Here is a 19,332-nt window from a genome sequence, read left to right on the forward strand (position 1 = left end):
TGCCTCGCCTACGTTCTTAGAGACACTTACTTGGCGAACAGCAGGCTCATGTCCTTGAACGCTTTGAACTCCAGGGCATTACCGCACGGGTCAAACAGGAACATGGTGGCCTGTTCGCCGACCTGGCCTTTGAAGCGCACGTAAGGCTCGATCACAAATTGGGTTTCGCGCGCTTTGAGACGGTCAGCCAGCGCTTCCCATTCATCCCAGCTCAGGATGATGCCGAAGTGCGGCACCGGTACGTCATGGCCATCGACCGGGTTGGTGTGTGCGGACTCCTGGCCGACCGTCTTGGGGTGCTCGTGAATCACCAGTTGGTGGCCATAGAAATCGAAGTCGACCCAGGTCGCCGCCGAACGGCCTTCAGGCAAGCCAAATGTTTCGCCATAAAACGCGCGTGCCGCAGGAAGGTCGTAAACAGGAATCGCGAGGTGGAAAGGAGAAAGGCTCATCAGTGACTCCGGACTTTATCGTTTTATTGGACGCTTCAGGCCGCGCGGGCCTGGCGCCCGACTGCATGCCGTGAATTCATCATAGGGCTAGCCGAGGAACAAGAAAAACAATATATTTTTTGGAAATAAACAAATAATATTTATCAATGATCCGCGAGCTCAAGACCCTGATTGCCGTATCCCGTGACGGCACATTTGCCGCTGCGGCGCACAAGATCGGCCTCACCCAGGCTGCCGTGAGCGCCCAGATTGCGCGCCTGGAGTCTGAGCTGGGCCTGGAGTTATTCGATCGCAGCGGGCGTAGCGCCCAGCTCAACGCAGTGGGGTACCAAACCCTGCAACAGGCGCACGAGCTGATCCGCATGTACAACAACCTCGGCTCCCCTGCCCCGGAAACCCAGGCGCCGCAGCGGGTGACCATGGGCGCCATCGCCTCGATACAACGCATGCTGCTGCCCAGTGCCCTGGCCAGTTTTCATCATCAATGGCCGAATTTCCGCAGCCGAATCCTGCCTGGGCTGTCGATGGAACTGCTCGACCAGGTCGATGCCGGCGAGATCGACCTGGCGGTGATCATCCAACCGGCGTTCTCATTGCAGAGTGACCTGAAATGGGTACCGTTGGCCAAGGAGCCCTACCGTCTGCTGGTGCCGGAAAATACGCCTAACGATGACTGGGCCGAGTTGATCACCTCGCAGGCTTTCATCCGCTACGACCGCACCTCTTTCGGTGGGCGGCAAGTGGATCGCTTCCTGCGCAAGATGCATTTCACCCCGCGTGAAGTGAGCGAACTGGATGAACTCGATGCGATCGTGAAACTGGTAGCCAATGGCGTCGGTGTGGCCCTGGTTCCGGAAACACTCGGGCATGTGGCCTGGCCGCAAGGTGTACGCGGCCTGGATCTGGGCGAACACACGTTCTACCGAAACATCGGCCTGGTGCATCACCACAATCGCAACATGAACGAGCCGGTAATGATTCTGGCCGAGCAGATTGAAGCGCTGGCCCGGCAGATTGCGCCTGGCACTTCACCAGCAGCTTGAGTGTTAAAACGCCGGGTGGCGTTTGGTTCGCTGTGCACGTTTACGATCGGCACGCAGCGCTGCGGCAAATGAGCCTTGTGCCCAGCGCACCGCGTCATGGGGATCTTCCATCAGATGATCCGGCGCCCGGTAGTAAGACAGCCCGACGAGCTTGCCTTGCCGGGTATAAGTAAACTGCTCAAGCCCTTGCTGTTCGAAGGCTGCAATGTTTTCTGCATCAGCCTTCAGGTACAGCGTGCCGTCAAATACCAGGCCGAACATCACCCCATCGCGAAAAATCCCGTGCCCGCCGAACATCCGGCGCAGAGACACAGGCCCGAACAGAGCGAAAATGTCCTCGATGTAGGCGGCGAGTTCATTCATGTTCGAGCGCTCCTGATGATGTGTGCAACCACCTGCTTGGTCGCCTCCTCGATTGTCCCCTCATTACGGCACAACACCCAGCCATGCTCGTCAACCGCACGCTCGAACGCTTCGGTGCAGGCCACATGCTCGTCCAGCCGATGAATCACCGTGCTGCTCAGCCCCCGTGTACGTGCCGCCGCCCTCGCCCATGAAATTTCCGGCGCGGTAAGCACCCCGATATGCAGGTCCGGGATTTGCACGCCGCGCTCGATATTCAACCGCAGAATCTGATCAAACGGCACGCTGCGGCGAAATGCGGCATCGGACGGGTACCAGCGATCAATCAGGATGATGCTGTTTGCGGGTTGCTCTGGCAGCACGTTACGCGAAATCCAGGCGCGGCTGTCGGCCAAGCGCTCACAGACCTGCCATTCCAGGTCCGGGCACGGGTTTCTGGCCAGCGTGTTCACCAGCGCCATGATTTCGCCCCGATGCGGATCGAGGTTTCTTTCAGACAGGCGAATGACTTTTTTACCGTCAGCCCGCAGGGCTTTGGTCACAGCTTCCAGCAAGGTGGTCTTGCCGGTGCCCTTGGGGCCGTCCATTGAAATAAACAGCGAGCGGTTCATTGTGCAAGGCTCAGGTCGCGGATCAATTCAGAGAGCGCCTGGCATTCACGAGGCGTTTTCGCGAATGACCCGGTGATTGGCCACGACTTCGTCGATCACGCCTCTGAACAGTCTTTGCGTAAGGTCAACATCAACGCCATAACGTTCGGCCAATGCGCTGTAACGCTGCGCTTGCGCGGCTTCACGGGCCGGGTCTATTGCCTCCAGACTCTGTGCTGCCTTGATCACGCCAACCTTGCCAGTGGCGATGAAACGCTGCCCCAGAAGTTTGATGATCTGCTCATCCAGGTCATCGATCTCTGCTCTTAATTGTCCGAGTTCATGGCTGCTCACGCAGGTTGCCTCCAGGTTGTTAGTAGATTGACGGCCAGAATCGGACACACCCTACACCAGAAGGCCCTTAGCGCATTGCGACTTTGTGCCTGCGACTGCACAAACACCTGCTCAAGCGTCATTTGCAGCCCAGCCGTAATCAGGTCAATTGGTGCAGGCTCGATTTGCGCTGGCGGTAAGAGGTCGCACATTGCTCCTGATTTGCCCCGCCTTAGTCGAGTTTCCTGCCGCGCCACGCTTGAGCCAGTTCCCGCTCCAGGCTCAGTTTCGAGGCGCGAATGATCGCATCGGCGTCCTTGGGCAAGTCATGCTCGACCACATAGACAGGCCTGGCCCGTTGCTGGGCCGCGCTGACAATCTCGTCCCAGGCCAGCAAGCCTTCCCCCACAGGGGCAAAATTCATCTCGTCGTCGCGCAGGCCGATGCCGGAGTTGTCCTTGGCATGCAGGGCAAACAGGCGGTCTGCATAGCGTTGGATCAGCCTGACCGGGTCCTGACCACCACGGAACACCCAGGCGGCATCGATCTCCAGCGCCAGGTTTTCTGCGCGGGTGGCGTCCACCAGCAGCTCAAAGCCGGTCTTGCCACGAAAGGTCTTCATTTCGAAGTCGTGGTTGTGATAAGCCAGTTGCAAGCCGCTTTTGCGCAAGGTGCTGCCCAGCGCGTTGAGTTCTTTACCGAGCCTCTTCCAGCCCGCCGCGTCGGTCGGGCGATCGGCCGGTTGCAGATAAGGCACCACCAGCACCTTGTTGCCAATCGCCTGATTGAAAGCAATGGTCTGAGCCATCTGGCTGCGCAAGGCGTCCAGTTGCACGTGTGCGGAAGTGACTGAGAGGTTGTACTGGGCCAGCAGCCGGTTCAGCTCGGCACTGCTGACGCCTTGATCGCCAACCAGCTCCACCGCCGTGAACCCGGCATTACGAGCCATCAGAAACTGCTGGTCGAGCGTGCCGACATTGCGCAGGGTGTACATCTGCAGGGCAATTTTGCTGTCTGCACCTGGTGACGCCATAAGCGGGCTGCCATTGAGCAGGCTGCCGGCAACCACAGTGGCCAGCGCCAGTTTCTTGATCAAACGCATCACAACTTCCTTTTGAGTGACAGAAAATCCGTTTCTGCGTGTAACCGGTTACACGCCTCAGTGGCAGGAATTTATGCGTTGCCAAGCAAGGCTGTCAATTGCGTGATGGCCCGTTATCAGGTGCGGCTGCGGTTGGCGTTCATCCGGATCATTCGCTACGGTTCCTAGACACCCGTGGTAGAGCCTTCGCTCAGATTGCTCCTTGCATGAAAGCCCATGCGAACGTACTGCTTCGGGGGCCTGTCTACTTTTAGGCTGCCCTTCTCTTTTTTGCTGAACAAGGACCGTGCCTGTGAAATCACCGATCGCCGCCGTGCTGTTGCTGTTGTTTACGTTGTGCCAGTCCGCTATGGCTCAGGACTCACCCGAGGCCGTGCTGATTCACGGCGGTCGGGTGATGACCATGGATCCGGCACTGGGTGATCTTGATAACGGTGAAGTGCTGATCCGTGACGGTCGTATCGTTGCCGTAGGCCATGACCTGCAAGCCGGAAATGCCCGGCGTATTGATGCCCGCGGGCAAGTGGTACTGCCAGGCTTTGTCGATGCGCATAACCATCTTTATGTAACGCTGATGCGTGGGCAGTTTCGCAACCAGCAGGGGCAGTTTTTCCCGGTCAGCTCCCGACTGGCAGCTGCGATGACGCCTGAGGATACCTATGCTGCGATGCGTCTGGGTGCGCTGGAGCTGCTCCACGGCGGTATTACCGCCACAGGGGATTTTTTCGATAATGTGCGCTCGCCGGCCCATGGCGAGGCCGGGTTAAGGGCGCTGCAGGATGCAGGTATCCGGGCGACGATGTTCTACGGCGGGCCGGACAAGACCACCAGACAGCCCATCGACCTGCAACAACTACAAAACCTGGCCAGACGCCAAGGCAGCGAAGCACGGGTACAGCTTGGCCTCGCCTGGCGTCTGCCGCGTGACCGTGGCGATGCGGCTAACTGGACCATGCGCCAGGCCGAATACGACACCGCGCGACGCCTGGGGCTGCCGATCCAGGTGCATGTCAGCGGCGAGCCAGGGCCGATGTTCGACGCGTTGATCAAGCGCGGTTATCTGTATCCCGGCCTGACAATCGTGCATGCCACCGACGCCACTGCCGCACAATTGCAGGCGCTGGAAAAAGCCGGGGGCAGTCTGGCCCTGACGCCTTTGAGCGAACACCGTGTCGGCTATGGCCTGACCGCGCTGGACCGGTTCGCTGCCGTGCGGCGTCAGGGCCTGGGCATTGATGGCAACTCGTTGGCGGGCAGTGCCGACATGTTCGCCACCCTGCGCCTGGCCGCTCTGACCTGGAGCGGCAGCCAGCGCGACGAGCGCGCCCCGGACCCGCGCAGCCTGCTGGCAATGGCGACCCGCGGTGGTGCTGAATCCCTCGGGCTGGAGAAGCAGACCGGTACCCTGGCACCGGGCAAACGGGCTGATGTACAGATCATCGACCTGACGGCGCTGAACCTGGCCGGTTTTGCAGGCGGTGATCCCGCCGCGTTGCTGGTCTACTCGGCGCGGCCTGAAAACGTCAGCACGGTGTTGGTAGATGGCCGCGTGATCAAGCAACACGGCCGGCTGGAGGGGGTGGATATGCCGCAGCTGTTGCGCGAGTCCGCCGAGGCCGCTCGTGGTCTGGTAGAGCGCAGTCAGTAAGGTGCAATCAGCGCGGTTGGCGCCTGGATTGTGCGCTACAGCTGTGTATTGCCTGACTGATCGTTATCTTTTACCGACGCGTTTCACTCAAAGACCCGCCCAGCAAGTACAGCGCGCCCCCGACAATCAGAAAACCTGCCAGCACATAGAACATCATCGGCGCCGGCCAGACGGCGAGCACCAGACCGCAGACAATCGGCCCCAGTGCCCCGCCGAGGTTGGACAGGTTCTGTGCCGCGAAGTACATGCCGCGCAGCGACGCCGGGGCGATACGGTCGATGAACATGTACTCGGCAGGGAACACAATGATTTCGCCCAGGGTAAACAGCAGCATGGCAAAGGCCCAGGCGGTCAGGCTCTGGGCCATGGAGAAACCGGCCAAACCTGCGAGAAACAGTACCAGCCCGGCCATCAGCCAACGGGTCAGGTGCTGCGCGTCGATGCGCTTGCCGACCCAGTATTGCAAGGTAATCACCCCGCAGGCATTGACCGCCAGCAAGGTGGTGATCACTGAATAAACCCGCTGCGGGTCGCTGGTCACCACCAGGTATTGCGACAAATAGGCACTGAACTGACCGAACACCACGGCGCTGAGAATGCCGCCCAGGGTGAAGCACACCAGGCGCCGGTCGTTGAGCAGCACCTTGCCGACCTGGGCGAAGGAAAATGGCGTGGTCTGGGCCGGCGCGCAGCCCAGCTCGCGGTCGCCGTAGCGGATGTACAGCCAGAAGAACCCCGCGCCGAGCGCTGCCGACAGCACAAACGGCAGGCTCATGTTAACCCCCGCCAACGCCGCACCGATGAACGGACCGACGGCGTAGGCCATGTTGATCAGGGTATAGCGCAATGAGAACACCCGGCTCTGCTCATGGCTGGGCAGCAGGCGTCCGAAGGCGGCCTTGGCAGTAATGTCGATGACCGAGTAAGCGAAGTTGAACAGCACCAGCGCCAGGAAGAACAGGATCAGGTTCGAGGTCACACACATGCCGATGAATGCAGCGACAAAGCAGCCGGTAAAACCCAGAATCAGCGGATAGGGTTTGAGACGGTCGGTCAAATAACCGCCGTAAAGGCTCAGCAAGGACCCGGCCACCAGCGCGCAGCCCACCGTGGTACCCACCGCAGCGATACTCAACTGGTAACGGCTGCTCAGGTAGAGCACCAGATACGGTAGCGTGATCGCCCGCCCCAGAGTCAGTACGAAGGCACTGGCCAGCAGCAGGTTAACGCCTGAGGGGTACTGCTTGAGTACGGTGAGCATATGCTGTCCTTGTGTAGCAGCCCGCGGGGCGCTGGCTATTGCCCCGCGTTACAACATCGGCAAACCTCAGTCCGCCTTATACCCAACCTTTGCGTGCGCTGTATTCTGACGACGCACCCGGTACGCCACGCCCAGCACCACAAACCACACCGGCGTCACCAGCAGCGCCTGACGGGTGTCGGCTTGCAGCGCCAGCAACACCAGGATGAAGGCAAAAAACGCCAGGCACACCCAGCACATGAACACGCCACCGGGCATACGGAATTTCGAGGCCTGATGCAGATGCCCCCACTGGTTGCGGTAGGCCATGTACGACAGCAGGATCATCGACCAGACAAACATGAACAGCAGCGCCGAGACCGTAGTGATCAGGGTGAACGCTTCGATCATGCTCGGCATCAGGTAGATCACCACTGCGCCAAAGGTCAGGCAGATGCAGGAGAAGATCAGGCCGTTGGACGGCACGGCGCTGCGCGATAGCGTACCGAAGCGCTTCGGCGCGTCACCTTCCATGGCCAGGCCGTAGAGCATGCGGCTGGTGGAAAACACCCCACTGTTGGCCGACGATGCTGCGGAAGTCAGAACCACGAAGTTGATCACAGCAGCGGCCGCCGGCAGCCCGGCCAACACGAACAATTCAACGAACGGGCTCTTGTTGGGCACCACGTCACGCCACGGCGTCACCGCCATGATGGTGATCAGCGCCAGCACATAAAACACGATGATACGGATCGGGATCGAGTTGATCGCCCGTGGCAGGTTGCGCTCCGGGTTGCGGGTTTCGGCGGCGGTGGTGCCCACCAGTTCGATACCGACAAAAGCAAACACCGCGATCTGGAAACCGGCGAAAAAGCCCATCAAACCATGCGGGAACATGCCGCCGTCGTTCCACAGGTTGCTCAACGACGCCACATCGCCACTCGGCGACTGGTAGCTGGCAATCACCATGTACAGGCCGGTGCAGATCAGCGCGCAAATGGCGACGATCTTGATCATCGCGAACCAGAACTCCAGCTCGCCGAACATTTTCACTGTCAGCAGGTTCAGCGACAGCAACAGGGCTACGCAGGCCAGCGCTGGTATCCAGGGCTGCACCTCCGGGAACCAGAACTGGGTATAGGCGGCAATGGCGATGACATCGGCGATGCCGGTCACGATCCAGCAGAACCAGTAAGTCCAGCCAGTGAAAAAGCCCGCCCACGGACCGAGCAGGTCGGTAGAAAAGTCGATGAAGGACTTGTAGTTGAGGTTCGACAGCAGCAACTCGCCCATTGCGCGCATGACGAAGAACAGCATGAAGCCGATGATCATGTAGACGAAAATGATCGACGGCCCGGCCAGGCTGATGGTCTTGCCCGAGCCCATGAACAGGCCGGTACCAATGGCGCCGCCAATGGCTATCAACTGGATATGGCGATTGGAAAGGTTGCGTTTGAGGGCGTGTTCGTCAGGTTCTTGCGCGGGGTGATCGTGAAGCGGGGTTGTCATGAATTCTTTCCTTGTGTTTCGAATTGTTTTTATACCATCAATGACACCCCCTTTCTTGACATTCTCCCCGCCCTAAAGGGCGGGGAGGATGTCAATATCTTTGCGCGTGTGCTTTCCAGGGTTCAGGTGATTTTTTTGAAAGGAAGAGAGGGTGGATCAAGGCCGTCTCAAGAGCATCAAAAGCGTATTGTCGACCAATCAAATATAGGTATTCATCAGAGGGGGAGAAAATTCCGATGACCGAAGAGCTTATGATTTCTGCTATTTGCTGGGAACTGCAGGGTAATGTGTCTGTTGAGTTTGCTCACGAGAATGACTTGTATTTTTTTCTGCCCCGATCAGCGTTGTCTCGCAGAAGTCATACCGGCAAAGAAAAAGAACTATTTCTTTCGCGCTCCCCAGTCTCATGCATCAGGATGCCGGAACGAAAAGAAGAAGACCGAATCAGGCTCCCTCTCTGGTGTGCGTAAGCAGTTTGCAGCAGATGAGCCAGTTTCAGTTGTTCCTAGTCATTTGGGGAAGCTACCGAAGCAAGACAAAAAATCCAGGCCGTCAGTCGAACAAATGCGGACGTTAGCCATACAGGTGCGTACGTCACCAATCCAGCATCCAGGTACGCTAGAGGAAGTGATTGATGCTTGGCACAGGATGAGCATCAACAAGCGTCACTCCACATCATTGGATATTGGTGGGCAGGCGCTCAATTATTTCAGTGCCTTTGCAGCTTTCAGTACATTGACAGACGACGTTGACAAACTGACAACCGGGCCGCATATCGCATTCGGCGATGCGAAGGTTAATCTTTTCAAAGGGGATTACTACGTTAAAAGCCTGTGCAAATTCAAAGACCATACACCTGCGAAACCCTTGATTTTCAGAGTGAGACAGGGGCACTCCCTGTTCAACGAGCTAAAAGACGGTCAAACGGTATCCTTATTTGTTCGGGGGCCGGTGAGCATCAGAAGTGCTGAGCGTAACTCTGTCGACTTGCAATGCCGCGATGCTTACAGCGGTATTGTGGTGCGCCCCAAGAACTGAATGGTCGTTAGCCCCCATAGACCGGTGGGAGCTGGCTTGCCAGCGAAGACGGCGGCACATCCGCAGCAGATGTAGTGTTTTTACTGGCCTCTTCGCGAGCAAGCTCGCTCCCACTGGGGGCTCACAGTACCTAAGTGACCAGTATTGGCGTTAGCCCGGATCCTCGGCGATGTACAGGTCTGTCTATGCGTGAAAACCTTTCCCTAGCCGCTCACGTAGATAACTGACCAGCGCCCCCACCGCCTTGGGCACGTGCGGCGAGTACGGGCGGATCAGGTGAATTTCGCCCGCAAATGCCCCTTTGAGCGTCCAGTCTGGCAGCACCCGTTGCAGCGAGCCCTGGGCCAGCGCCGCCTGAGCGCTGAAGTCGGGTAGCAGGGCTATCCCGGTGTCCTGCAAAGCGGCATCGCGCAGGGCTTCACTGTTATTGGTGGCGAAGTTGCCGGTGATCGGCACGCTAAGGCGCTCTGGCTCAGTGCTACCCCGCTTGGCGCGTTCGAAAGTCCACACCGGTTGATCACCGCCACGCGGGTAAAACAGGCAGTTATGGCTGGCCAGTTGTTCCGGGCTGTGTGGTTCCCCATGGCGTGCAATGTAGCCCTGACTGGCCACCAGCACTGAAGCGGTGTCGCACAGCTTCCAGGCCACATGGGTGTCGGGGATCTGAAAACTGTGGCGGATCGCCAGGTCGAAGCCTTCGGCGGCGATAGAGGTCAATGCGTCGGAGACTTCCAGTTGCACCCGCACTTGCGGGTAGCGTTCGAGAAACGCCGGCAGCAGCGGCACCAGTTGCTGGCGGGCGAAGGCCACTGGAGCGGTGAGGCGCAGCAAGCCACGCAGCGTGCCGGATGATTCGCGTACCGCCGAGAAGCTGCGGGCGATCTGCGCGTAGGCGTCGCGCACCTCGCGGGTCAGGGCTTCACCGGCCTGGGTCAGGCGCACACTGCGGGTGGTACGGTTTACCAGTTGCGTACCGGTGGCCTTTTCCAGTTCCGCAATTCGCTGGCTGACCACCGACTTGCTGACCCCCAGGCGCGTCGCTGCGGCGGTATAAGTGCCCTGCTCTTCCAGTACAGCCAGCCAGCGGATATGGGTCCAGAGGCCTTCGATTTCTGTATGTTCCATTGAGCACCTCTAAAATGACCTTCGTTGCCATCGCTGCGTTAAAACCGGATCCGACGATGCCTATTGTTCGCTATTCAAAACAATGAGTTCGCTATTCTGGTCTGGTTGCGAACAAATTCAAGGGTTATCGTGAATCCATCTTGCGAACAACAACCAAGAGGTACTCATGAGCCAGACCATCGAACATTACATCAATGACGCCCGTGTCAGCCGCGACGACCGCTATCAGGACGTTTACAACCCGGCTACCGGTGAAGTGACCGGCAAAGTTGCGCTCGGCAGCCGCAAGACGGTCGACGAAGCCGTTGCTGCGGCCAAGGCGGCATTCGCTGAATGGAGCGAGACGCCGCCAATCCGTCGCGCCCGGGTACTGTTCCGTTACCTGCAATTGCTGCAGGAACGTAAAGATGATCTGGCGCGCATCATCACCGCCGAACACGGCAAGGTGTTCACTGATGCCCAAGGCGAAGTCGAGCGCGGTATCGACATTATCGAATTCGCCTGTGGTATTCCGCACCTGATGAAGGGCGACCATACCGACCAGGTCTCCCGGGGTATCGATAACTGGACCGTACGCCAACCACTGGGCGTGGTGGCCGGCGTAACGCCGTTCAACTTCCCGGTGATGGTCCCGATGTGGATGTACCCGATCGCCCTGGCGGCTGGTAATACCTTCGTCCTCAAGCCAAGCCCGACCGACCCGAGCGCGTCGCTGTTCATGGCTGAGCTGCTGCGTGAGGCCGGTCTGCCCAAAGGCGTGTTCAACGTGGTGCAAGGCGACAAGGAGTCGGTCGACGCGCTGCTGGAGCACCCGGACGTCAAGGCACTGAGCTTCGTCGGCTCGACACCGATTGCCCAGTACATCTACGAGACCGGCGCCCGCAATGGCAAGCGTGTCCAGGGCCTGGGCGGTGCCAAGAACCACATGGTGGTGATGCCCGACGCCGATATCGAGAAAACCGTCGATGCCTTGATGGGCGCCGCTTACGGCAGTGCGGGTGAGCGCTGCATGGCGATCTCGGTGGCCGTATTGGTCGGTGATGTGGCCGACAAGATCATCCCGGCCCTGATCGAGCGCGCCAAGCAACTGCGCGTCACCGATGGCCGTGACCTGAAAGCCGAAATGGGCCCGATCGTCACTGATGTGGCCCGCAAGCGCATCACCGGCTACATCGCACAAGGTGTGGCTGCCGGTGCCAGGCTGCTGCTTGATGGCCGCGACTTCAAACCTGCCGAAGCCGGTCTGGAAAACGGTTTCTGGCTTGGCGCGACACTGTTCGACCATGTCACCCCGGAAATGTCCATCTACCGCGAAGAGATTTTCGGCCCGGTGTTGAGCTGCGTGCGCGTGGATGACTTCGGTCAGGCAGTGGAACTGGTCAACAACCACGAGTTCGGCAACGGCGTCAGCCTGTTCACCGCCGACGGCAACATCGCCCGTGAGTTCGGTCGCCGCATTGAAGTCGGCATGGTCGGTATCAACGTACCGATTCCAGTACCAATGGCCTGGCACGGTTTCGGCGGCTGGAAAAAGAGCCTGTTTGGCGACATGCACGCCTATGGCAGCGAAGGCGTACGCTTCTACACCAAACAGAAGTCGATCATGCAGCGCTGGCCGGAAAGCATCGAGAAAGGCGCTGAGTTCGCCATGCCGGTTGCCAAGTAATCTGCTTTCGCGGCTGAAGCGGATCACCGCTTCAGCCGCGAAAAACCGCAACTTGTTCTACCCCTCCAACACCCGCAACAACCGCGACAAGCTGGCATCCAGCTCAACCAGCACGTCAGCCGGCAATGTCTCCAGCAGGCGCCGCTCATTCTCCACATGGCTTTCAACTGCCCGATCAATCAACGCCAGGCCCTGCGCCGTCAACTGCACCAGCAGGCTGCGCGCGTCATCGGGGTTGGCCACGCGCTCGATCAACTGACGGGTTTCCAGACGCTTTAACCGGTGGGTCATGGTTCCGGAGGTCACCATCAGGGTCGAGAACAACGCCGTGGGGCTCAGGCAATACGGCGCGCCGGAGCGACGCAGGGTGGCGAGCATGTCGAACTCCCAGACGCTCAGGTCGTAAGCGGCGTAACCTGCTTCCAGGCGCGGGGTCAGCAGCGCTGCGCAGCGATTGATCCGCCCGATCGGCCCCATGGGCGTGGTGTCCAGCTCGGGGCGTTCGCGGTGCCACTGTTCCAGGATGGTGTCCACCGCATCGCGGGGTCGTTGCTTGGCCGAATCTGTCATTTATCTTGACTTCAAGGTAGTTGTTGAGCAACGATCATATTACCTTGAGTTGAAGATAAAATCATGACCGCAACCCATACTCACCCACAATGGCGCGATATCCTGCTGACCGCTCTGGCACCCGCCATCTGGGGCTCGACCTATATCGTGACTTCAGAAATCCTGCCGCCTGACCGGCCCTTCACCGCAGCGCTCATCCGGGTATTGCCGGCGGGTCTGTTGTTGCTGCTCTACACCCGGCAAATGCCCTCCCGGCAAAACGTCTGGCGCCTTCTGGTGCTGGGTGCGCTGAATATCGGGGTGTTCCAGGCCCTGTTGTTCGTCGCAGCCTATCGCTTGCCGGGTGGTTTGGCGGCGGTATTGGGTGCGATCCAACCGTTACTGGTCATGCTGCTGGCCTGGGCGGTGGAGCGCCGTTCACCCGCATTGGCGACCTGGTGTTCGGCGCTGCTCGGCGTCATGGGCATGGCTGTACTGCTGCTGTCGCCGCAGACGATCTTTGAACCGGTGGGTATGGCCGCTGCCTTGCTGGGCGCCACGTGTATGGCGCTGGGTGTATGGCTGACCCGGCGCTGGCAGTTGCAGATGCCAGTCCTGGCCCTCACCGGCTGGCAACTGGTGATTGGCGGCGTACTGCTGGCACCGGTCGCCTGGCTGGCCGATGCCCCTCTGCCGCCGTTGACCCTCGCGCAATACGCGGCCTACGCCTACCTCAGCCTGGCCGGTAGTCTGCTCGGTTATGTGCTGTGGTTTCGCGGGGTAATCCGCCTGCCGACCGTGGCGGTGGCATCACTGGGCCTGCTGAGCCCATTGTCGGCAGTGTTGCTGGGCTGGGCACTGCTTGGCCAGTCAATGACCGGCAGCGCCCTGATCGGCCTGGTCATCGTGCTGGCCAGTGTGTTTGCGGTGCAATGGACGGCGGCACGGGGGCGTTAAACCGTCCTCGGCCAACTGCGCTCTGCCGCCGGGCGCATCGTCAATCTTTCGACCTCATCGGTTCGCAGGAAGAGGCAGCACGTGAATCGGTGCGCCTGCCCCTGCTGGGACCGACAGCCGGTCGTGGACTTTCTCCAATGTCGAGGGCTACTGGCCTGGTAATGATTGCAGCCCATGGGCGATGAGTGCCAAGGATGGCACCCCGTTCGACTCTCAAGCACCACCTGCACGTATACATTCATACATTTGTACAAGTCCTCTCCCCGCACTGCGCATTTTTACGCTATTCCCCTCGTTGCAACCGCCCTAGTCTCCTGTTCCAGGCAAGCACCAATAACAACAACGGAGACGCCCCATGCCTGTTCAACACGAGCACGACCCGCGGTTGAAGAAATCCTTGAAAACCCGCCATATCAGCATGCTGGCCCTTGGCGGAGTCATCGGTGCCGGACTGTTCGTCGGCTCCAGCGCAGTGATTGCGTCCACAGGCCCTGGCGCCTTTCTGACCTATATCGTGACCGGCATCATCGTTGCGCTGGTCATGCGCATGCTCGGCGAAATGGCCGCCGCCCATCCCAGCAAAGGCTCCTTCGTCGATTACGCGCGCATGGCCTATGGCAACGCCGCCGGCTACGCCACGGGCTGGCTGTACTGGTACTTCTGGGTCATTGTCGTCGGCTTCGAAGCCGTAGTCGGAGGGCAGATCATCAATGAGTGGCTGCCGGGCTTTCCTGTGTGGGCCATCGCCTTGGGGTTGATGGTTATCATGACCCTGCTCAACCTGATGTCAGTGCATTCCTTCGGTGAGGCAGAATACTGGTTCGCTGGGGTCAAGGTCGCTGCCATCGTTGCCTTTCTGGTGGTCACCGGCGCTTACATCAGCGGTGGCTGGCCTGACTCCCAGGCAAGTTTCAACCATCTCACAGACCACGGCGGCCTGTTCCCGAACGGCATTGCTTCGCTGTTTTCCGGCGTGGTGGTAGTGATTTTCTCGATGACCGGGGTCGAGGTGGCGACCATCGCAGCGGCTGAGTCTGAACACCCGGCGCAGAATATACGCCGTGCAGTCAACACTGTAATGGCCCGGATTCTGGTGTTCTTTGCGCTTTCAACCCTGTTCATCGTCGTGGCCCAACCGTGGACCGACATCGTGCCGGGCAAGTCGCCGTTCGTGACTACTCTGGAACACATCGGTATTCCCGGTGCAGCGCTGGTGCTCAAGGTGGTGATCCTGATCGCCGTACTGTCGGTGCTCAATGCCGGGCTGTACACCTCCTCACGCTTGCTATTCGTGCTGGCCAGTAATGGCGAGGCTCCGGCCAGTATCGCCAGCGTGAGTAAACGCGGTGTACCAGCACGGGGCGTCATCACTTCAACGCTGGTGGGTTACGGCTGTGTGGTGATTGCAGCAATCTGGCCAGACACCGTATTCCAGTTCCTGCTCAACTCTTCCGGCGCGGTGTTTCTGTTCGTTTACCTGATGATTTGCCTGTCGCAAATCAAACTGCGCCCGCGCTGGGTTGCCGCAGGCAGCCTCAAATTCCGCATGTGGGGCCACCCTTGGCTGCCATTGCTAGTGACCGCCGCCATTATCGCCGTGCTGGTCAGCATGGCGCTTGACGCCACCAGCCGGGCCAGCCTGCTGCAATGTCTGGTGGCAATCGCCGTGATCCTTCTGTCGTATGCCGTGCTGGGCCGGGTGCGTGCCCGTCAGGCGGCCGCTGCATCTTCCCCGACCCAACCTGTATAGAGATAACCATGGACCTGACCCAATTGCCCAATCGGCCGCTCTGGTACGAGCCAACCCCGGCTCGTGAGCGGCTGGAGCACGCCATCAACGCCGACGTGGTGATTGTCGGCGCCGGCTACACCGGCCTGTGGACGGCCTACTACCTGCTCAAAAGCGCACCGACATTACGTGTGGTGCTGTTGGAGCGCAAAACCGTCGGCTTCGGCGCTTCGGGGCGCAATGGCGGCTGGGCTTCGGCGATCTTCCCGATCTCGCTGCACCATCTGGCGCAGATGTCCAGCCATGCAGCAGCACTGGCCTTACAGATGGCAATGAATGACACGGTCGATGAAATCGGCCGGGTGCTGGCTGCAGAAGGAATCGAGGCTGATTACAGCAAACAGGGTTTTCTGTCCGTGGCACGCAGCCCGGCGCAGTGGGCCAGGGCCAATAGCGCGGTGCAGGCTTCAAAAGAGTTCGGCCTGCCCGAACAATGGCACGCCCTGAATACCGCCAAAGCCCGTGCGCTACTGGACGTCGAAAACGTACAAGGCGGCCTGTTCACCGAGCATTGCGCACTGATCCATCCCGGCAAGCTGGTGCGCGGCCTGGCCAGTCTGGTCGAACGCATGGGGGCGAAGATTTATGAGCACAGCGAAGTCCTGCAGATCCATCCCGGCCGGGTACAAACGATCGCAGGCGAGGTCAAGGCCGAGACCGTGGTACGGGCAACCGAGGCGTTCAGCGCCCAACAGCCGGGCCTGCAACGTTCGGTGATCCCGCTGTATTCGCTGGTACTGGCCACCGAGCCGCTGCCGCTCGGCTTGCGTCAGCAACTGGGTCTGGATGTGCGCCGGGCCTTCAATGACATGCGCCACCTGCGTGTGTATGGCCAGGTCACCGCCGAGGGGCGCCTGGTTTTCGGCGGGCGCGGCGCGCCTTATCAATGGGGCTCGAAAATGCCCGAGAGCGCCGATCTGGTAGACAGTACCCACCAGAAGATTCATGCCGCGTTGCTGGAGTTCTTCCCGGCCCTGGTCGATGCACGAATCACTCACCGCTGGGGCGGCGCTTTGGGCGTGGCCCGTGACTGGTGTCCAACCGTCAGCCTTGACCCTCAAACCCGTATGGCCTGGGCCGGCAACTATGTCGGTGATGGCGTGGCCACCAGCAACCTGGCTGGTCGCCTGCTGCGCAACCTGATCCTCGGCGAGGACCATGAACTTAACCGCCTGCCCCTTGTTAACCATCGCTCGCCGGCCTGGGAGCCTGAGCCCTTGCGCTGGTTGGGCATCAACAGCGGCCTGGCCGCCGCCAACTTCAGTGACCTCGAAGAGCGCTGGACCCGTAAACCCTCGCGTACCGCCATGCTGCTGGAACGGCTGACGGGCGCTCATTGAAAAAGGAACGCACCATGCCTGTTTTTACCATTCTCAAGGCCGCCGAACTGTCTACCGCCGCGCTGGAACCCAAAGGACAACGGGGCGGCGCTGACCGGGGCGATCCGCAGATCGCCATACAGACCCTGGCGCCACTGGCCACCGGCAACCTCGGCATCTGGGAGTGCCGGCCCGGTGGCTGGCCGGTGATTGATCGTCCCGATACCGAATTCACATACATCCTGGCCGGCCGCGCCACGCTGACCGACGACGCCAGCGGTGAAGTCAAGGAGGTCGGCGCCGGAGACCTGATCATCCTGCCGCCAGGCTGGACCGGCCGCTGGGATGTTATCGAAACAGTCAGGAAGGTCTATGCCATTTACTGAAACCTTCCAGCAGGCCGGTGCTGATCCCGGCCTGCAAGGCAATCCACAGCTGCGCACTGCCATGGGTGGTCGTAGCTGAGAAACCGCTGAGCTGTTCGATCCGTTTGATCCGGTAGACCAGTGTCTGGCGATGAATGCCCAGCTCAAAGGCGCTGGCTTTCCAGTTGCCATCGTTGCCAAGAAATGCGGCCAGGGTCTTGAGCAGTTCACCGTCCTGGCTGCGGTCATGCTCGATCAACGCCCCCAGGTAATGCCCCAGCAAGGCGCGGGCTTCGGCGAGGGATTTGGGCGCCATGCCGGTGACACGCTGCGCCTCACCATAGCGCTGCATGCTCTGGCCTGACTCACGTGCCTGAGCCAGTGCCAGACGTGCCTGGCGAAGGCTTTCAGTGACTCCGGCCGCGACACTGGCCGGCCCGCTGATGCCTATCCGGGTACCCGCACCCAGATTTGCCAGGCATTGCTCGAACAGTGCCGGTGAATCATTGGCCAGCATCAGCAATAGCCCCTCGTCAGCCAGCAGTAAGGGCGCCGGCTGATGCAAACCAGGCGCATGATGCAGTGTCTCTGTATGCCAGACCCCCTGCTGCCCCGGCTCCAGTGCGATACACACCAGCGTCCCGCTCAGGCCACGGCGTTCCAGCATTGGCCGGGCTGCTGACAGTTCGATCTGGCCAGTGATCAAATTGCGCAACAGAGTGGCGCCAGCTTCGCGCTGTTCGTCACGCGCAATCGCCAGACGCTCCAGTTCGATACTCAGCAGGCCGACCAGTGAGCGCACCAGCAAAGGGTCACCCCAGACCTTTTTGCCATGAGCAATGATGACCAGATTGGCCGACACAATGCCTGGAATGGCGACCCGCTCCAGCAACCTTGAGACTGCCACTTGCCGCGATGCGACGATGGGGACCCCGCTGGCCGCATCCTCGACCAGCAGATCAAGACCCAGGCTATCGGCCAGCAGCGTCAGGCGGCCCTCGAAATCCGGTTTCTTGCGCAGCACCTGGGCATAAGTCTGAAACAAGCGCTCACTGGTGCTCAGGCGCTCACGCTGGGTATGCAGCACGCTCTCGATAATCAACTGAGACAGCTTGACGAAGGCCAGTTCGAAGCTGGCCGAGAGCAGCGCAAAACCCAGCTGCTCGGCACATTCGAGCAACTCTGGGGTGAGCGCCGGAGAATCCGCACGCGGGGCCACCAGTAACGCACAGGCCTGGCTGTCGGCCAGTTGCTCCAGCCAGCGCACCTGTTGCCCGGCATCTGTGGGCAGGCCGATGCCGGTGGTCATCACCAGATTGCCAGCGGCCACCCATTTCCAGGGATCGCACAGATCGACCGTATGTGCCCAGGTGATCGTGCGGTCTACGCCCGCGAAGCCGGCCAGTGCGCTGATGCCAAGGGATTCGTTCAATAGCAGATCGCGGACCGTCAGCATGCGTGGCTCCAGCAGGGTAAGTCGCGCACTATAACAAGATCACGGCCGCGGCTTCACAGTCGCCATCATGGCAATCTGTCGCTTGCGGCTTGACCTGGACCGGGGCTGAGACAAATACTGTATGTAAATACAGTGTCCGGGGTTTCCACCACCATGCCCTCAGTTGTCTCACTTGAAAGTCTCTTCGACAGCCGTCGTATCTGGCGCGGGCAGGCCAGCGACAGTGCGGCGTCGGCTTGTCCATCGACCGGCCATGCGGCGCTGGACAACCTGTTGCCCGGCGGCGGCTGGCCGGTCGCGGCGTTGAGTGAACTGCTGGTGGCGGCCCAGGGCATCGGTGAGTTGCGCCTGCTCTGGCCCACCCTCGCCCGGCTGACTCAACGCGCTGAACGGGTGGTGCTGGTTGGCCCGCCACATTTGCCTTACCCCCGCGCCTGGGCGGCGGCCGGTATCGAGCTGGGTTACCTGAGCCTGGTGCAGGCCCAGGGGCGTGACGCGCTGTGGGCTGCCGAGCAAAGCCTGCGCTCGGGCAGTTGTGGTGCGGTTGTGTGCTGGTTGCGTCAGGCCGACGACCGCTCATTGCGGCGCTTGCAGGTGGCGGCAGAAACCGGACAGACCCTGGCGTTTGCCTATCGGCCACTGGAAGAGGCCATCAATCCCTCCCCGGCGGCCTTGCGCCTGGCGGTAGAGGCTGCGCCTGATCAACTGCGGGTGCTCAAGTGCCGTGGGGGTATCGCGCCACCCAAGCCGATCCCGTTGAGTGCTCTAGCATTGGCCTGGCAGTAAGC

At 60.3% G+C, this 19,332-nt stretch carries 19 protein-coding genes; 9 read left to right on the forward strand and 10 right to left on the reverse strand.

Features of this window, described 5'->3' with window-relative positions; all coding sequences use genetic code 11:
- Positions 1–26: 26 nt before the first annotated feature.
- Entirely contained in the window at positions 27–452 is a 426-nt protein-coding gene (locus PSCI_RS22605; protein WP_045491292.1) for a VOC family protein, read from the reverse strand.
- A gap of 146 nt (positions 453–598) precedes the next feature.
- Between PSCI_RS22605 and PSCI_RS22610 the strand changes: the two genes are divergently transcribed.
- Positions 599–1,495 (forward strand): LysR family transcriptional regulator, encoded by an 897-nt coding sequence (locus PSCI_RS22610; RefSeq protein ID WP_045491293.1) that lies wholly within the window; start codon positions 599–601, stop codon positions 1,493–1,495.
- A gap of 3 nt (positions 1,496–1,498) precedes the next feature.
- Here PSCI_RS22610 and PSCI_RS22615 read toward each other — a convergent pair whose 3' ends face one another.
- From PSCI_RS22615 to PSCI_RS22630, 4 genes are all read right to left on the reverse strand, one after another.
- Positions 1,499–1,858: a TfoX/Sxy family protein gene (locus tag PSCI_RS22615; RefSeq protein WP_045491295.1), complete on the reverse strand. Its 360-nt coding sequence runs from the start codon at positions 1,856–1,858 to the stop codon at positions 1,499–1,501.
- The gene (locus PSCI_RS22620) at positions 1,855–2,469 is read right to left on the reverse strand and encodes a dTMP kinase (protein ID WP_045491296.1); all 615 of its coding nucleotides are present in this window, start codon (positions 2,467–2,469) and stop codon (positions 1,855–1,857) included. Before PSCI_RS22620 ends, PSCI_RS22615 begins: the two co-directional genes overlap by 4 nt.
- A 45-nt stretch (positions 2,470–2,514) precedes the next feature.
- On the reverse strand, positions 2,515–2,802 hold the full coding sequence (locus PSCI_RS22625) for a chorismate mutase (RefSeq protein WP_052483481.1): 288 nt from the start codon (positions 2,800–2,802) through the stop codon (positions 2,515–2,517).
- A gap of 211 nt (positions 2,803–3,013) precedes the next feature.
- Positions 3,014–3,883, reverse strand: a complete 870-nt coding sequence (locus PSCI_RS22630) for a sugar phosphate isomerase/epimerase family protein (protein WP_045491298.1) — start codon at positions 3,881–3,883, stop codon at positions 3,014–3,016.
- A gap of 292 nt (positions 3,884–4,175) precedes the next feature.
- On the opposite strand from PSCI_RS22630, the gene PSCI_RS22635 reads away from it, so the two are divergent.
- Positions 4,176–5,531 carry an amidohydrolase family protein gene (locus PSCI_RS22635; protein ID WP_231906473.1) on the forward strand — a complete coding sequence of 452 codons (1,356 nt, stop codon included), beginning with the start codon at positions 4,176–4,178 and terminating at the stop codon, positions 5,529–5,531.
- 70 nt (positions 5,532–5,601) lie between these two features.
- Here PSCI_RS22635 and PSCI_RS22640 read toward each other — a convergent pair whose 3' ends face one another.
- Positions 5,602–6,792, reverse strand: coding sequence for an MFS transporter (locus tag PSCI_RS22640; RefSeq protein WP_045491304.1), 1,191 nt, complete (start codon positions 6,790–6,792; stop codon positions 5,602–5,604).
- A 66-nt stretch (positions 6,793–6,858) separates the two neighbouring features.
- A complete protein-coding gene (cycA, locus tag PSCI_RS22645) occupies positions 6,859–8,280 on the reverse strand; it encodes a D-serine/D-alanine/glycine transporter (RefSeq protein WP_045491307.1) in 1,422 nt (473 codons plus the stop codon).
- A gap of 294 nt (positions 8,281–8,574) precedes the next feature.
- Between cycA and PSCI_RS29260 the strand changes: the two genes are divergently transcribed.
- Entirely contained in the window at positions 8,575–9,318 is a 744-nt protein-coding gene (locus tag PSCI_RS29260; RefSeq protein WP_144403310.1) for a hypothetical protein, read from the forward strand.
- A 183-nt stretch (positions 9,319–9,501) separates the two neighbouring features.
- Here the strand turns inward: PSCI_RS29260 and PSCI_RS22655 are convergent, their stop codons facing one another.
- Positions 9,502–10,443: a LysR family transcriptional regulator gene (locus tag PSCI_RS22655; RefSeq protein ID WP_045491312.1), complete on the reverse strand. Its 942-nt coding sequence runs from the start codon at positions 10,441–10,443 to the stop codon at positions 9,502–9,504.
- Positions 10,444–10,609: 166 nt separating this feature from the next.
- Here PSCI_RS22655 and PSCI_RS22660 point away from each other — a divergent pair, with 166 nt between their 5' ends.
- The gene (locus PSCI_RS22660; RefSeq protein WP_045491314.1) at positions 10,610–12,109 is read left to right on the forward strand and encodes a CoA-acylating methylmalonate-semialdehyde dehydrogenase; all 1,500 of its coding nucleotides are present in this window, start codon (positions 10,610–10,612) and stop codon (positions 12,107–12,109) included.
- 57 nt (positions 12,110–12,166) lie between these two features.
- Here PSCI_RS22660 and PSCI_RS22665 read toward each other — a convergent pair whose 3' ends face one another.
- Entirely contained in the window at positions 12,167–12,679 is a 513-nt protein-coding gene (locus PSCI_RS22665; protein ID WP_045491316.1) for a MarR family winged helix-turn-helix transcriptional regulator, read from the reverse strand.
- A 63-nt stretch (positions 12,680–12,742) separates the two neighbouring features.
- Here PSCI_RS22665 and PSCI_RS22670 point away from each other — a divergent pair, with 63 nt between their 5' ends.
- From PSCI_RS22670 to PSCI_RS22685, 4 genes are all read left to right on the forward strand, one after another.
- Positions 12,743–13,615 carry an EamA family transporter gene (locus tag PSCI_RS22670; RefSeq protein ID WP_045491318.1) on the forward strand — a complete coding sequence of 291 codons (873 nt, stop codon included), beginning with the start codon at positions 12,743–12,745 and terminating at the stop codon, positions 13,613–13,615.
- Positions 13,616–13,970: 355 nt separating this feature from the next.
- Positions 13,971–15,365, forward strand: coding sequence for an amino acid permease (locus PSCI_RS22675; protein WP_045491320.1), 1,395 nt, complete (start codon positions 13,971–13,973; stop codon positions 15,363–15,365).
- An 8-nt stretch (positions 15,366–15,373) separates the two neighbouring features.
- A complete protein-coding gene (locus PSCI_RS22680; protein ID WP_045491322.1) occupies positions 15,374–16,744 on the forward strand; it encodes an NAD(P)/FAD-dependent oxidoreductase in 1,371 nt (456 codons plus the stop codon).
- Positions 16,745–16,758: 14 nt separating this feature from the next.
- Positions 16,759–17,109: a cupin domain-containing protein gene (locus PSCI_RS22685; protein ID WP_045491324.1), complete on the forward strand. Its 351-nt coding sequence runs from the start codon at positions 16,759–16,761 to the stop codon at positions 17,107–17,109.
- Here the strand turns inward: PSCI_RS22685 and PSCI_RS22690 are convergent.
- A complete protein-coding gene (locus tag PSCI_RS22690) occupies positions 17,084–18,544 on the reverse strand; it encodes a PucR family transcriptional regulator (RefSeq protein WP_045491326.1) in 1,461 nt (486 codons plus the stop codon). The genes PSCI_RS22685 and PSCI_RS22690 overlap by 26 nt on opposite strands.
- Positions 18,545–18,697: 153 nt before the next feature.
- On the opposite strand from PSCI_RS22690, the gene imuA reads away from it, so the two are divergent.
- Complete coding sequence (gene imuA / locus PSCI_RS22695) at positions 18,698–19,330, forward strand: translesion DNA synthesis-associated protein ImuA (RefSeq protein ID WP_045491328.1); 633 nt, start codon at positions 18,698–18,700, stop codon at positions 19,328–19,330.
- The last annotated feature ends 2 nt before the right edge of the window (positions 19,331–19,332 follow it).

Source organism: Pseudomonas sp. StFLB209, assembly GCF_000829415.1.
Lineage (GTDB): Bacteria > Pseudomonadota > Gammaproteobacteria > Pseudomonadales > Pseudomonadaceae > Aquipseudomonas.